This window comes from Lachnospira hominis (ex Hitch et al. 2025) (assembly GCF_040096395.1).
Lineage (GTDB): Bacteria > Bacillota > Clostridia > Lachnospirales > Lachnospiraceae > Lachnospira > Lachnospira hominis.
Map to the genome: position 1 here is coordinate 160512 of NZ_JBBMES010000004.1, position 14564 is coordinate 175075.

At 37.7% G+C, this 14564-nt stretch carries 17 protein-coding genes; all 17 read right to left on the minus strand.

Features of this window, described 5'->3' with window-relative positions; translation table 11 throughout:
• Positions 1-19 precede the first annotated feature (19 nt).
• Positions 20-874, minus strand: a complete 855-nt coding sequence (locus tag WMO38_RS05800; protein WP_349161867.1) for an NAD(+)/NADH kinase — start codon at positions 872-874, stop codon at positions 20-22.
• 19 nt (positions 875-893) lie between these two features.
• Positions 894-1703, minus strand: coding sequence for a TlyA family RNA methyltransferase (locus WMO38_RS05805; RefSeq protein ID WP_349161868.1), 810 nt, complete (start codon positions 1701-1703; stop codon positions 894-896).
• 11 nt (positions 1704-1714) lie between these two features.
• The gene (gene dxs, locus WMO38_RS05810) at positions 1715-3583 is read right to left on the minus strand and encodes a 1-deoxy-D-xylulose-5-phosphate synthase (protein WP_349161869.1); all 1869 of its coding nucleotides are present in this window, start codon (positions 3581-3583) and stop codon (positions 1715-1717) included.
• Between the two features lie 2 nt (positions 3584-3585).
• Positions 3586-4482, minus strand: a complete 897-nt coding sequence (locus tag WMO38_RS05815; RefSeq protein ID WP_349161870.1) for a polyprenyl synthetase family protein — start codon at positions 4480-4482, stop codon at positions 3586-3588.
• Entirely contained in the window at positions 4472-4678 is a 207-nt protein-coding gene (xseB, locus tag WMO38_RS05820; RefSeq protein ID WP_021866793.1) for an exodeoxyribonuclease VII small subunit, read from the minus strand. Before xseB ends, WMO38_RS05815 begins: the two co-directional genes overlap by 11 nt.
• Positions 4656-5870: an exodeoxyribonuclease VII large subunit gene (gene xseA / locus WMO38_RS05825; protein ID WP_186836866.1), complete on the minus strand. Its 1215-nt coding sequence runs from the start codon at positions 5868-5870 to the stop codon at positions 4656-4658. The genes xseB and xseA overlap by 23 nt, the downstream gene beginning before the upstream one ends.
• 25 nt (positions 5871-5895) lie before the next feature.
• Positions 5896-6294 (minus strand): transcription antitermination factor NusB, encoded by a 399-nt coding sequence (gene nusB / locus WMO38_RS05830; RefSeq protein WP_021866795.1) that lies wholly within the window; start codon positions 6292-6294, stop codon positions 5896-5898.
• Between the two features lie 102 nt (positions 6295-6396).
• Positions 6397-6786, minus strand: coding sequence for an Asp23/Gls24 family envelope stress response protein (locus WMO38_RS05835; RefSeq protein ID WP_021866796.1), 390 nt, complete (start codon positions 6784-6786; stop codon positions 6397-6399).
• A gap of 50 nt (positions 6787-6836) precedes the next feature.
• Positions 6837-7436, minus strand: a complete 600-nt coding sequence (locus WMO38_RS05840) for a SpoIIIAH-like family protein (RefSeq protein WP_021866797.1) — start codon at positions 7434-7436, stop codon at positions 6837-6839.
• 14 nt (positions 7437-7450) lie between these two features.
• Entirely contained in the window at positions 7451-7858 is a 408-nt protein-coding gene (locus WMO38_RS05845; protein WP_243204295.1) for a SpoIIIAG-related protein, read from the minus strand.
• Positions 7859-7928: 70 nt separating this feature from the next.
• Complete coding sequence (locus tag WMO38_RS05850) at positions 7929-8480, minus strand: stage III sporulation protein AF (RefSeq protein WP_186836865.1); 552 nt, start codon at positions 8478-8480, stop codon at positions 7929-7931.
• A 10-nt stretch (positions 8481-8490) separates the two neighbouring features.
• Positions 8491-9699, minus strand: coding sequence for a stage III sporulation protein AE (locus WMO38_RS05855; RefSeq protein WP_349161871.1), 1209 nt, complete (start codon positions 9697-9699; stop codon positions 8491-8493).
• The gene (locus WMO38_RS05860; RefSeq protein ID WP_021866801.1) at positions 9684-10073 is read right to left on the minus strand and encodes a stage III sporulation AC/AD family protein; all 390 of its coding nucleotides are present in this window, start codon (positions 10071-10073) and stop codon (positions 9684-9686) included. The genes WMO38_RS05855 and WMO38_RS05860 overlap by 16 nt, the downstream gene beginning before the upstream one ends.
• A gap of 27 nt (positions 10074-10100) precedes the next feature.
• Positions 10101-10295, minus strand: coding sequence for a stage III sporulation protein AC (gene spoIIIAC / locus WMO38_RS05865; RefSeq protein ID WP_021866802.1), 195 nt, complete (start codon positions 10293-10295; stop codon positions 10101-10103).
• A gap of 12 nt (positions 10296-10307) precedes the next feature.
• A complete protein-coding gene (locus tag WMO38_RS05870; RefSeq protein WP_349161872.1) occupies positions 10308-10838 on the minus strand; it encodes a stage III sporulation protein AB in 531 nt (176 codons plus the stop codon).
• A complete protein-coding gene (gene spoIIIAA, locus WMO38_RS05875; protein ID WP_349161873.1) occupies positions 10838-11758 on the minus strand; it encodes a stage III sporulation protein AA in 921 nt (306 codons plus the stop codon). Before spoIIIAA ends, WMO38_RS05870 begins: the two co-directional genes overlap by 1 nt.
• 76 nt (positions 11759-11834) lie before the next feature.
• Entirely contained in the window at positions 11835-14543 is a 2709-nt protein-coding gene (locus tag WMO38_RS05880) for an FtsX-like permease family protein (protein WP_349161874.1), read from the minus strand.
• Positions 14544-14564: the final 21 nt, after the last annotated feature.

Consider the following 14564-nt stretch of genomic DNA (forward strand, 5'->3'; position numbering starts at 1 on the left):
AATACCCTCCTTTTGCGGCTCACATAAGCTTTTCGCGAATACGCTGCAAGAAACTGTCTTTATTCGTTTTTATAAATGAAGAAACTTTATCTGATTTTGTTATCACAATTTTATCATCTGTAATAACATTATAAAACTTTTCACCATCATATGTTGCTATTCTTTCTTCAAGCACCCGCTTGTTATCACTCATAACTATTGTAATAGTATCTTTTGCACCAAATACAATACTTCTTTTATTAAGCGTATGAGGACATATAGGTGTCAGCATCATAAGTTCCGCATTCGGCTGTATAATCGGTCCACCGGCTGAAAGGCTGTACGCTGTCGAGCCTGTAGCTGTCGAAATAATCACACCATCAGCAGAATATGAACTTAAATACTGGTCATTAACATAAATATCAAAATCTATAACACGAAGATTTCCGCATCTGTTGATAACAATATCATTAAGTGCTGTATTTTCATATATCTGCTGCCCTTTACGAAAAATCCTGCCATTAAGCATCATTCGTCTGTCTATCTCATAATTTCCGGCAAGTATGTCATCAATTGCACTGCCAAATGATGTCATATCGGCATCTGTAAGGAAACCCAGCGTTCCGATATTTACGCCAAAAAGAGGTATATTAAGCTCATTTAAATCTCTCGCTGCCTGAAGAAGCGTCCCGTCGCCTCCAAGAACAATAGCACATTCTGTATCTTCAGGTACAATTGATTTGTCAGTATAATTATAATCATCTGACTGCTGGATTTTGTCAGAACTGTAATATTCACATTCTCCCCCTGCATTTATAATATAATCACAGATTTTTTTTGCACAAACCTGTTCAGGGTCCTTGTTTTTGTTTGAAATAACATAGAATTTTCTCATGGTAGTTGCCAACTCCTGTTTATTTGTCAAGTGCAGCATGTGCCTCTTCTACAACTGTGGATGCATCAACAGGAACTTCTTCATATGTTCCCTCTGCATGATTTTGAAGATGTAAAAGATATTCAATGTTTCCCTCCGGTCCTTTTACCGGTGAAAATGTAAGATTTTTAATTTCAAATCCAATTGAAACAGCAAAATCAATAACCATATTTATAACCTCAAGATGTACAGCCGGGTCACGGACAACGCCATGTTTGCCCACTTTTTCCCTGCCGGCTTCAAATTGTGGTTTTATAAGACATACAATCTGTCCGTCTTTGGCAAGAAGTGCCTTTACAGGGCCAAGAACCTTTGTAAGCGAAATAAATGAAACGTCAATGCTTGAGAACTGGATTTTGTCCGCAATATCTTCCGGTGTTACATATCGTATATTTGTCTTTTCCATGCAGACAACACGCTCATCATTACGGAGTTTCCATGCAAGCTGTCCATGTCCCACATCTACAGCATAAACCTTAACCGCACCGTTCTGGAGCATGCAGTCCGTAAAACCGCCTGTTGACGAACCTACATCCATGCATACTTTACCTTCAAGCGTAACGTCAAAATTCTCCATAGCCTTCTCTAATTTGAGTCCGCCACGGCTTACATATTTAAGTGTATTGCCTCTTACTTCTATCTGTGCCTCTTCAGAAAATGTAGAACCAGCCTTATCTTCTTTCTGTCCGTCTACATATACGCAGCCTGACATAATAACTGCTTTTGCTTTTTCCCTTGAAACAGCCAGTCCTCTGTTCACAAGAAGAACATCCAATCTTTCTTTTGCCATATCTTTTTCCTCTATATATTTGTATAAAATGATAACACTCTGTCTGCCACACCTGCTGCGTCAATTCCTTCTTCTTTTTTGAGAATTGATACATTGCCATGTTCAACATAATCATCAGGAAGTGCAATATTAAGCACTTTCACATCAAGCTGTGAATCATCTGCATATTGACAGACTGTATCTCCAAATCCGCCAAGTCCTACATTTTCCTCCATTGTAACTATCAGTTTGTGGTCAAATGACAATTTATGAATCATGCCGGCATCAATCGGCTTAATAAAACGTTCATTAACAACTGTGACATCTAATCCTTTTTCTTTAAGAATCTTTCTTACTTCACATGCCGTCTCAACCATTGAGCCAACCGCAACAAGTGCTATTTCACTGCCTTTATGAATCATCTCTGCTTTTCCGTAGACAACGGGCATTGTTTCAAAATCATCAAAAGCGTCCGTTACTTCTCCTCTTGGATATCTTATTGCAAAAGGACCATTGTAATCCTGCAGTCCGAAACGAAGTCCAAGCTTTAACTCTTCCCCATCTTTTGGTGCAAAAATTGTCATGTTAGGAATACAATTTAAAAATGATAAATCAAATATTCCCTGATGTGTCTCACCGTCGCTTCCGACAAGTCCGGCCCTGTCAATCGCAAATACAACATGAAGCTGCTGTATACACACATCATGCAGTATCTGGTCAAATGCACGCTGCAAAAATGACGAATATACTGCAAAGACAGGTTTCAATCCGCCTGCCGCAAGTCCAGCACTAAATGTGACAGCATGCTCCTCCGCAATCCCGACATCATAAAATCTTTCAGGAAACCATCTTGCAAACTTTGCAAGCCCCGTTCCGTCTGGCATCGCAGCTGTTATAGCAGCAATCTTATCATCATTTTTTGCAAGCTCGCATATTTCATCGGAAAATACATCCGAATATGTCGGTTTGTCCGATTTTTTGAGCAGTTCACCCGTCTTTATATCAAATGGTGCAATTCCGTGGAATTTACTTGGATTTCTCTCTGCCGGCCTGTACCCATGCCCTTTCTGTGTTACAACATGGACAAGGACAGGTTTGTCAATTCTTTTCGCTATTCTGAAGATTTTTATAAGCTTATCAATATCATGTCCATTTACAGGACCAAGATAAGAAATCCCCATGCTTTCAAACATCTGTCCCGGAAAAATTATCTGTTTCAGATTACTCTTTTTCTTTTTAATTGATTCAACAAGCTTGTCTCCGTTAGGCAGCTTATAGAGTGTATTGGCAACACTGTCTTTCAGGTCATAATACGAATCTGAGGAACGTATGTTACTTAACATCTCAGAAACACCACCGACATTTTTCGAGATAGACATTGTATTATCATTCAGAACAATAATAAAGCTGCCCTTTACACGCGATGCATTGTTTAACGCCTCGTATGCCATACCGCCTGTGAGTGCACCGTCTCCTATGACAGAAATAACATCATAATGTTGTTTTCTTACATCTCTTGCACAGGCATATCCGAGTCCTGCCGAAATAGATGTCGAGCTGTGTCCTGTATCAAACGCATCATAATCGCTCTCATTCCTCTTAGGAAAGCCACTCATTCCCCCAAACTTGCGAAGCCCTCCAAAAAGGTCTTTTCTACCTGTAAGAATCTTATGTGTGTAAGACTGATGTCCTACATCCCATATAAGCTTATCCTGTGGCAGATTAAATACAATATGTAAAGCCATTGTAAGTTCAACCACACCTAAGTTAGATGCCAGATGTCCGCCTGTTTTGCTTATATTTTCAATAAGAAACTGCCTTATCTCGTATGCTAACTGATTATATTCAATTGGATCAAGTTTTTTAATATCATTAGGTTTATTGATTTTTTCAAGAATCATAATTATTTTTCCCTGCTAATCAGTTTATTTATAAGCTCAATTAAAAATTCATTATCTCCAATACTCTTTACGATGCTCTCAGCTTTTTCCGACATATTTTCTACATCAGCAGCGGCTTTTTCCATTCCATAAAGCGTTACATATGTTGTCTTATTATTCTTTTCATCACTGAATACCGGCTTTCCAAGAACTTCCTGTGTACTTGTGACATCGAGGATATCGTCCTTAATCTGGAACGCCACACCAACAAGATTTCCTGCCTTTTCAAGCTGGCTGACACACTCCTTACCGGCTCCTGCAAGTATTGCACCTGCCATAAATGCCGCTTCAATAAGTGCACCTGTTTTAAGATTAAATATAAATTCCATCTCTTTTTCATTTACAGGCTTGTCTGTAAGCAGCACATCAAGCGACTGTCCACCGACCATTCCAAAAATACCGGCTTTCCTTGCTATAACCGCTGCCGCACCGGCACAGTTTTTCATATTTTCCGGTGAAGCTGCACAAACTGCCGATGTCATCACCTCATATGCATAATTAAGAAGTGCATCACCTGCAAGAATTCCAAAATCTTCACCAAATACCTTATGAGTTGTAAGCCTTCCACGTCTGTAATCATCATTATCCATAGCAGGAAGATCATCATGAACAAGTGAATATGTATGTATATATTCAAGTGCAGCCATAAACGGCTTTACAATTTCTTCATCTTTTCCGCCACAAAGCCTGTATGTCTCAAGCATTATCATCGGGCGTATTCTTTTGCCGCCCGCCTCAACGCTGTAACATGCGGCATCTATAATCTTTTTATATAATTCGTTATCAGATTCCGGCAGAAATTCCTTAATCACAGAATTAATATATAATAAACGGTTATCTAACTCATCTTTAAACATCATCCGTTTCCTCACTTCCGTTAAGAACAACAAGCTGTTTTTCAACCTTGTCCAACATATTATTGCAGTTATTTACAAGCTGGACGCCTTCTTTATAAAGCTTAAACGCTTCATTCATGGAAAGGCTTCCGTCTTCTAACTGTGACACAATTTTATCAAGTTTTTCAAATGATTCCTCAATTGTCGCTGATTTTGCCATTATTTACCTCCAGCACCTGTGCATCAACATTTCCATCTTTAAAATATATTTTTACTTTGTCGCCGGCATCAATATTTTTCACTGAATTAACAGGTTTTCCCTGTATACTTTCAACATAAGAATATCCCTGGCTTAGTTTTTCAAGCGGTGACAGACCATGAAGCTTTGAAGCATATATTTCAAGCTGGTGCTTTCTTGACAATAATATATTATTCATTGCATTTTCCATACGCTGTCCTGTCTGGATAAGCTGATGCCTTCTGCTGTCAAGAATTGTCATCGGGCTTAAATGTTCAAGTTTCAGTTTTTTATTTTCAAGCTGTGACCTGTACATGTATAACTTTCGTTCCATCAACTGGTTTAACAGTTCCATATATCCTTCAATCCGTGACTGTGTAACAGATATATCAGATACTGCAAGTTCTGCTGCCGCTGACGGCGTTGGTGCACGCAAATCAGCAACAAAATCAGTTATCGTAAAATCAGTCTCATGTCCAACCGCAGATATGACCGGCGTATTGGAATTAAAGACTGCTTCAATTACAGGTTCTTCATTAAAAGCCCACAAATCTTCTATAGAACCACCGCCACGGCCGACAATAATAACATCAAAATTCATCGCATCAAGCGTGCGTATGCCTTGTGCTATGCTTTGTGCAGCATTCTTTCCCTGTACAAGAGCCGGATAAAGCGTGAGCGAAACGTAGGGATTTCTTCTGTGTGCAATATTTAAAATATCATGTATGGCAGCACCTGTCGAAGCAGTGACAATACCTATCCTTGAAGCATATTGCGGAATCGGACGCTTGTACTCATTTGAGAAATATCCCATCTCTTCATAATACGACTTCAGCTCTTCAAACTTTTTATATAAATCTCCTATGCCGTCAGCTGTAATATTATTTACATAAATCTGATATTTTCCATCACGCTCATAAACATCGATTCTTCCGCTGACAACAACTTTCATGCCGTTTTCAAGCCTGAAAGACAGATTTTTGGCCTGTCCTGCAAACATTACCGCCGCAAGTGTCCCGCTCTCATCTTTCAAAGTAAAATATATATGTCCGGAAGTGTGATACTTACAATTTGACACTTCTCCCCTGACATCAACCCTGCTAAGGACAAAATCCTGACGGAACATATTTTTTATATAAGAATTCATCTGTGCAACCGTATATACGCCCGCCATTACATTATTCTCCCCAATATGCTAATCAGTCTGCCAGCTGTGCAAGCACACCATTGATAAATGAAGGTGCATTGTCAGCACCGTATTTCTTTGCAAGTTCAACAGCTTCGTTAATTGCTACATTAGTAGGAATATCTTCGTCAAACTTAATTTCATATACGGCAAGACGCATAATTGTAAGCTCTGATTTGCCAAGACGGCTTGTTGGCCAGCTCTTTGATACTGAGTTAATCATCTCATCAATCTCAGGTATCTTATCTACAATATTAAGCACTTTACCTGTAATCTCATTCACTTCTTTTTCAGTAACCTTAGGAACTTCTTCAAGATAATAATTAATCTGCTGTGCCATCTCTTGTGTGTCATAAAATTCTGCACGAAAAAGTATCTTAAAAATATGTTCCCTCATAACTGATCTTGTCATAAAATTTTCTCCATTTCCTGTTTGTATAATTTTAAAGCCAGACCGCTTATATTATAAATACGGTCTGGCGTTTAATGAGCCTGCCTGAATTATTCAGACAACTTATTCTGCTTCAATGTTCACGCCTGCAATTTTGATATTAACTGCTACAACATCAAGACCTGTCATAGTTTCAATTGCTGATTTTACTTTTTCCTGTACCTTCTTTGATACTTTTGGAATCTCATATCCAAATCTTATATTTAGTGCAAGATCAACTGTAACTGTCTTATCCTCAACCGTAACCTTAACACCTTTTGAAAGATTCTTCATTCCGAGTTTTGCAACAAGTTCATTCGTAATATTGCCTGCCATAGACTCAACACCCTCAACTTCCGTAGCTGCAAGTCCTGCTATAATGGCAACGACTTCATCAGCAACACGAACCTCGCCAATGTTTACATTCTCACGAATAGAATAATTATTTCCTTTATCTTCAAACTCTTTAGTCATAGTGAACCTCCTAAGTCAAATTGTTATTAGGTTCATTATAATAAAAAATCCTAATTATTGCAAATATTTATTGTAATCTTATCTGCACTTACTCCTGTTTTTCTTTTAACAATATCTTCAACCTGTGCTCTTAACGTATCATCAAGCTTTGTACTGTTAATTACAACATCCACATTTCCATCAGTCACAGACACTACCGCATTAGAAAATCCTTTTGCCTCAAGAAGAAGTTCAGCTGCAATTTCCTTTTGCGATGTATCACTTATATCAGCAAGCTTATTTACAGCGGCCTGCTTTGCTGCTTCATCAAGCGATTCATTATTTACTATTTCCATAAGCATTTCTTTATTTTTTGCACGAAGCTGTTCCCTGTTTAACTTTGCTTCAGATATAATACTGTCCGACACGCTGCTTCCTGATGTGAGCATGACACTACCCGGCTCCATGAGTGAATTGTCATCCGGCTCTGCATCATTATTTACAATTTCGCCCGTATTCTCATCAATTACAACTCCGTCTGAACTTGCATCTTTAGTATCTTTGACTGAAATAATATCCGATAAATTCCCCGTATAATTTATGTAGCCTGCAACAGCTATCATAATGGCAAGTGCCGTGATAATAACCTGATTTTTTTTGATTTTTTTCAAAACTGCCTCCCTAATTATGACATTTTTAATACTTTTATTTTATGGACGGGTATTCCAAGCAACGCCTCAAGTGCTGATGTAATATTAGATACAACCGAACCGTTATCACCTCCCTGTGCCACAATAACAACACCGCCTATAGCTGTATCATCCGTATTTTCAAGCGTAACCATAACATTAACTTTGCCGACTCCGTCCACCTGTGACAGAATCTTTTCTATACGCTGTTCCATATATACATCATAATCCGATATTTCTTCGTCAGAAGTTTTGTATGTATCACTGCCCGATACATATCCGCCTGTTTTGTCACTTTTTACAGGAATTGCAATTACAAGGAGCAATACTCCTATGAGTAATACTATTAATATTTTTTCCTTTCCCGATTTATTCAACATTTTTTCAACTAATCCGTTATCCATAAAACAAATTCCCCTTTCCGTGCCTCTTAATGCGGGCACCGGTAAAGACATCCGTTATGACACCACATTCTTATAAAATATAAATATTAACAAGCCCGGAATTTAATTCATAATATTGTGCTATGCTGCTACGAAGATTAATAACTTTTTCCGATATCACAATTTCTTTATTATTTTCACCATAAAATATTTTTTTATCTTTTTTATCAATTGCAATATTTATTTTCTGGACATCAAGATATGTATCACTGTCTTCATCTGTGTCAATTACTATTTCAACCTCTGATGGCGTAAATCCCTCTTCCATAACCTTTTTCGTGACGAATTCCTGCTGTGTTTCTATATATTTTTCAATCATGACATCTGACGAGTCTTTTCCTGAAAATCTTATTTGTGACCTAAGTTCACTTATCTGTGAAGTTTTTGCAAATAAATCAATATCCGCATCATATTCCGCATTTATAATATTAAGCACAGGCATTATACAGGCAGCAGTTATCATACAGCCGCACAGAAGCCTTACAACTCCTTCATATTTTTCATCAGGCAGAATATGAATTACAAGTTCTGACAAAATGCTTATGACAAATATCTGTTTTACCCAGCCAAGAAGCTTATCCATATTTTATTCCTCAACTATTATTTGTAACTGTGCACACTATCGCAGTAAACAATATAAAAAGACATGCCGACATAACAACAAGAAGCGTCATAAGACCAGTCACCGTTCCCGAAGCATCAAGTATATTCGCGAACTTTTTATCGGCAACCGGCTGGACTGCAGCAGCAGTAAACTTTAATATTACAGTAAAACTTAAAAGTTTTATCACAGGCAGGCTTACAGCCGATATTATCAATATAACACCTCCGATGCCTATTGCATTTTTTATCACACTTCCCGCCGAAAATATCGTAAAAGAAACCGTTTCTGCTGAATCTCCTATTCCCGGCAGCACTTTAAGCACTTTATATACCGCTTTTTTCTTTGCACTCTCTTTAACAGGAGTTATCATCCCCTTAATCCATCCGGCTCCTGAAAACAGTGTAATTACAATTCTGCATGTCCATTTAATAACAGGTGGAATAAATTTACATATATTGGAAAATCTTTCGCTCTTTGTAAACGCATCTGCCACAATAAGCATAAAATCCACTTTAATAAGCCCCAGAAGCACATTTTTAAATATAATGTTAACAACTGTTATCATAAGAAGCATCATTTCATAGTAAACACCGCTTGTCACACTCCCTGTCATAAATGTTACAGCCGAAAGAAAAGCCGGTATTACCGCTTTATATATTTTAAGGCCGGCATCAATAGCATTCACACACTCTACACATGATGAATAAAAAAATCCCGAAACAATAACTACCAGTCCTGTATAAAGCATTATCTCCGATATATCTGAAACCTGTTTTTTATTAAATGACGGAATAATAAAATTAATTCCTGCCGACAGAAGTGAAAGCATAATTATTTTTATAACTGTATCAGTATTTTCCCTGAAAACTGCCAGAAAATTCTTTATAACCACATTAATAATGCCTGTCTGTGAATAATCACTTTCTGCTATGCTTTTCACCAGACTTTCAAAATCCGTATTTTCCCTGTCATAACTGTATTTTTTCATAATTTCATCAATTTCAGAAAAATCGTAATCGTCAACAGATAATCCATATTCAGCATTTTCCGTATCCCCATCATTATCTGTTTCCACAGAATTTCCGCTTTTTTCCGTCACAGACTCAGCATTTACACTTGTATAAGCCAACATCACAAATGATGCTGCATATAAAAATACTAACACGCCACACAATAATTTTTTTAATATCCCACGCATTTTTCCACCGTCTCAAGAAGCATGCTTACAACAGGAATACTCACTGCTGCTATTGTTATTTTTCCAAACACCTCAACCTGTCCAGCCAATGCACTGTATCCGCTGTCACGGCACAAATCTGATGTAAACTGCACCACATATGTAATTCCTATTATTTTTATCATAAGTGCCATATACTGCCCCGCATTACTAAGGTATGATGACAGCTTCGTTATCTGTGAAATAATTCCGGATATTTTCCCGGCAACCGCAATAATAATAAGCACAGATACAGCCATCGTCACAAGCACATATAGCTGGCTTCCCGCATTTTTTAAAATCATCGCAAAAAACACGGCACACACAGCCGTTGAAGCTATTTTTAAAACACTCATAAAGCACACTCCAGTCTGTTAAAAGCATTAAAAATCAAACAGTTTTTTCATATTTTCAAACAGATTCACAATTATCGGCACCAGCCAGTAAAGCACCAGCAGAAGTCCTGCAAGACTTGTAAGAAATGCATGCTCCTCCCTGCCGCTGTGCTTTAACACCTGGCTTAACACCGATACAAGAATTCCAACTGCCGCAATTTTAAATATCAGACTTACCTCCACCGGCACCCCTCCTTAAATCAAAACAAGCACAAGAAAAACTCCTGCTGCAATACCCATACATCTGTATATCCGGCATTGGCTGTCCGTTTTATCCTGTGCTTTTTTTATTCTGTCATCAAGCATACTTATCATATGATTGACAAAGTCCGTCTGCGTCTGTATATCAAGATGCACCGGCATATTTCCAAACTGCATAAGAAACTCTTCATCTTCCCTTAAAAAACAACTTTTTGATGCGTTATTTCTGACGCTCTCCCTCCATATAATTTCAAATGCTGCCTTTTCACTGTCAACCACCATATTCTCATATACGTCTTTATAAAGTGCTTTTATGCCAAATGAATACTCATGCAATGCAAATCTTTTAAATATCTCGGGGAGACTTCCCGACTGAAATCTGATTTCTGCCGATATTGTTCTCCATGTCTCATCTATATCTGCAAGATTTTTTATACGTGTCTTATTTACTACAACAAAGTACATTCCAAGCATAAAACTCGACATAAGAACAACTGCTGCCCCTGTAATTTTTATGATATCCATTATAATCCCCCATTTTTTACAGCCCTCATTTCTTCTATCGTTCCTGCACCATTCTTGTCCGAAAGTACAACTATTCTTTCAAATCCATTAGCTCCAAACATCCCTGCAAGCTCACGTCTGTTCATACAGTCTGCAATTCCATAACCGTGTATTGATGCAAGGATATGACATCCGCAGTTTATAATCTGCTTTATTGCCATTACATCTTCCATGCTTCCTATTTCATCAACGGCAACAACCTGAGGTGACATTGACCTTACAAGCATAATCATCCCCTCGCTTTTAAGCCCCATATCAAGAACATCTGTGCGTATTCCTATATCATTCTGCGGAATTCCGACATGGCTCGAGGCTATTTCAGAACGTTCATCAACAATGGCAACTTTTAGCGGAACACATCCAATGCCATATGAAATATGTCTTATAATATCACGCAGAATCGTTGTTTTACCACAGCCCGGCGGTGATACGACAAGTGTATTTTTAAATCCGCCGCTGCATATAAAATCAATTATTTCGTCTGCACACCCAACCACTTCATGTGCAACACGTATATTTATATATGATATATATTTCTGTCCGCATATATGTCCGTCCCGGGTTATCGCCTGCCCTGCCACACCTATGCGGTGGCCGCCTTTTACAGTCACATATCCCTGACGTATACTGTCCTGATATGCATACATTGAATACCTTGTCACCATCTGTATAATGTATGCAATATCATCAGATGTTATCTTTATATTTTCAATAACTTTCTCTTTATTATTATTGTACATAAGAATTGCCGGACGGTTAATCCTTATTCGTATTTCCGAAAGCTTACAAAATCCGTTTTTCCCCGGCACCATAACTTCCGTCTCTACAATCCGCTTTAACCGTTCCGGCAAAAGACATGTGATTTCTTTTAAATCAGACACTGCTCCTTTCTCCTGTTTATCTGTTTTTCATAATATATGAAAGGCAGGTCCCAAATATGTATTTAAAATAATCACGTTATTCAACTGATTTTAATGATTCAACCATAGGTACTTTCCTTAGTCTGTTATACATAACAAGATTGACAAACAATGCAAAAATCATCGTAAGCACAAATGAATATACATATGATACAGGACGCACTGCATCGCCGAACATTACATTATCCATCTCAATTGTTTTCATTATATACAGATGAAGTCCTCTTCCAAGTATAAGTCCTGCAAGCGAACCTATTATTGATATAACAATATTTTCACGATAAACATACGATGCAACTTCTTTGTCAAAAAATCCAAGTACCTTAATCGTTGCAATTTCGCGTATACGCTCAGAAACATTCACATTAATAAGATTATACAAAACTACAAACGTAAGAGCTGCTGCCGATAATATCAATACATATGTAACAAGATTAATTGATGAAATCATATTATTAAACTTTTCTATATTAGAAGAACAGAATGTTATTCCTTTTACATTATCCATTGAAAGATAATCACTTCCGACTTCATTCTGCAGATCATCATTTTTCTGCGTCAGGGTTACAAGAATTGCATTCGGTAAATATTCTTCTCCAAAAACTTTTTCATAATAACCGGCTGTCATAAATATATAACTGTTTGTATACATTTCAACCACATGTGATACAACAGCCGGCTTTCTTACTCCTGAATCGGATGAAAGATATATAGTATCACCTGCCCTTACACCAAGCGTTCCTGCAAGCTGTTCTGTAATACATACACCATCATTATCCAGCTTGTACGTAACATTTGTATTACGCTTCCTTAACAGAATAAATTTTTCAAATTCATCCGCATTTTCCACAACATCTATTGTTATATCTTCTTTTTGCTGCTTGTCTTCATCCTCAATCACTTCTGCATTTCCGACATCCGAAAGATATGTATGTATAGTATCATAATCATCGATTCTGTCATCAGCTTTAACTGTATCAAGCACCGATTCATCACTGTAACTTATTGTCGCATCATACTTTATAATCTGTACAAACTGCTTCTGTATAAGTGCAGAAACACTGTCCTTTATCGCAAATCCGGCAAGCATGAGTGCACACCCGCCTGCAATTCCGACAACTGTCATAAAGAATCTCTTTTTATACCGGAATATATTTCTTGCAGTCACTTTTCCTGAAAATGACAGATGTTTCCATATAATTCCAATATGCTCAAGCAAAATCTTCTTGCCTTTTTTCGGTGATTTCGGTCTCATAAGCGTTGACGGAACCTCCGAAAGTTCACTCATACATGCTGCAAGCGTAGCAGCCACAATAACTGCTGCCATAGATGCAATTGCAATAATCGAAAGAATAATATGATTAGCATATTTTATTTTTGGCATATAATAAATAATATTCCAGCTGTTATATATAATCAGAGGAAATACTTTCAGACCGAATATACATCCGATTATTCCTCCTGAAAGCGATGCCATAAACGAATACAGCACAAACTTCATGGCTATTGCAGCTTTGCCATATCCAAGTGCTTTATAAGTACCTATAAGGCCTCTCTGTTCATCAACCATTCTTGTCATAGTTGTAAGGCACACAAGTGCCGCAACAAGAATAAAAAATGCCGGAAATACTACCGCTATCGCATCCATTCTGTCTGCACTAGACTTATAATCCCTGAATGAATAATGTGAATTTCTGTCAAGCACATACCATTTCCATTCACTGCCAAGAGCTTCATTTTCTGCCTTGTCAAACTTATCATTGATTTCAGATAAATCAAGATTGGCAATAGCCTGATTTACAGCCGGTTCAACAAGCGGCTCTGCCATGGATGTTATGTCTATCCCCGGATAATATGCACGGTACTGCGAATAAATCTGTTCCCTCACAGACTCACGCACAGAATCGTATACTTTATTTAATGCGGCCTGTCTTTCATTTTCTATATTATTTTTTATATCACTTCTTCTTGCTTCAATCTGCTTTGTACCTGTATTTCCAAGCCTTACCTTGACATCATCGACGCAGCTGAAATATTTATCTTTATACGTATTAAGCTGCTTTGCACCATCTACTGTCACAAATGTTTCTGTATAATAATCTCCTGCAAAACAGTCGTCATTTACCATAATACATATATTTACTTTTCCGCTTCCTGTCGAACTCTGTCCGATATCATAACTTGCATAATACGGCGTGTATACAAGTCCCACAACCTTATATTCATTGAATTTCAGCGTATCAGATATATCCTTTTCATCTCCGGAGCGAAGAGTAATTGTATCACCAATATCAACTTTTCCGTCATAAAAATCAGAATACCGAACCACACATTCTCCGTCACTCTCAGGGAGCCTGCCCTCTTTAAGACGCAGCCTGTTAATATAATCTTCATTGTCATCTGCACGATTTTTTTCAGGAACACCCATCACTCTCACTGTTACCTGTGCATTGCCGATTGTAGTAAGCACATCAGCCTCATGTGCTGCAAAGACGCCTTTTACGCCATCAGTTTCACGAATTGCCTTAATATCATCATCCGTAAAACCGGCATCCGAAAGAAGTCTTAAATCAAAAAGATTATATTCATCATAATAGCTGTCTGACGAATATCTCATATCAGATGACGATGCCGTTATGCCTGCAAAAAATGACACGCCAATAGCCACTATGGCAAATATGGCAAAAAATCTTCCAAAAGAGCCTTTTATCTCCCTGAAAGTATCCTTTATAACTGTCTTACCCATGTATAAATCCTCCAAAATATG

What these genes read in the sequence shown, in the direction of transcription:
- WMO38_RS05800 (WP_349161867.1), bottom strand. Translation starts at nt 874, where the DNA reads ATGAGAAAATTCTATGTTATTTCAAACAAAAACAAGGACCCTGAACAG.
- WMO38_RS05805 (WP_349161868.1), bottom strand. Translation starts at nt 1,703, where the DNA reads ATGGCAAAAGAAAGATTGGATGTTCTTCTTGTGAACAGAGGACTGGCT.
- dxs (WP_349161869.1), bottom strand. Translation starts at nt 3,583, where the DNA reads ATGATTCTTGAAAAAATCAATAAACCTAATGATATTAAAAAACTTGAT.
- WMO38_RS05815 (WP_349161870.1), bottom strand. Translation starts at nt 4,482, where the DNA reads ATGATGTTTAAAGATGAGTTAGATAACCGTTTATTATATATTAATTCT.
- xseB (WP_021866793.1), bottom strand. Translation starts at nt 4,678, where the DNA reads ATGGCAAAATCAGCGACAATTGAGGAATCATTTGAAAAACTTGATAAA.
- xseA (WP_186836866.1), bottom strand. Translation starts at nt 5,870, where the DNA reads ATGGCGGGCGTATATACGGTTGCACAGATGAATTCTTATATAAAAAAT.
- nusB (WP_021866795.1), bottom strand. Translation starts at nt 6,294, where the DNA reads ATGACAAGATCAGTTATGAGGGAACATATTTTTAAGATACTTTTTCGT.
- WMO38_RS05835 (WP_021866796.1), bottom strand. Translation starts at nt 6,786, where the DNA reads ATGACTAAAGAGTTTGAAGATAAAGGAAATAATTATTCTATTCGTGAG.
- WMO38_RS05845 (WP_243204295.1), bottom strand. Translation starts at nt 7,858, where the DNA reads ATGGATAACGGATTAGTTGAAAAAATGTTGAATAAATCGGGAAAGGAA.
- WMO38_RS05850 (WP_186836865.1), bottom strand. Translation starts at nt 8,480, where the DNA reads ATGGATAAGCTTCTTGGCTGGGTAAAACAGATATTTGTCATAAGCATT.
- WMO38_RS05855 (WP_349161871.1), bottom strand. Translation starts at nt 9,699, where the DNA reads ATGCGTGGGATATTAAAAAAATTATTGTGTGGCGTGTTAGTATTTTTA.
- WMO38_RS05860 (WP_021866801.1), bottom strand. Translation starts at nt 10,073, where the DNA reads ATGAGTGTTTTAAAAATAGCTTCAACGGCTGTGTGTGCCGTGTTTTTT.
- WMO38_RS05870 (WP_349161872.1), bottom strand. Translation starts at nt 10,838, where the DNA reads ATGGATATCATAAAAATTACAGGGGCAGCAGTTGTTCTTATGTCGAGT.
- WMO38_RS05880 (WP_349161874.1), bottom strand. Translation starts at nt 14,543, where the DNA reads ATGGGTAAGACAGTTATAAAGGATACTTTCAGGGAGATAAAAGGCTCT.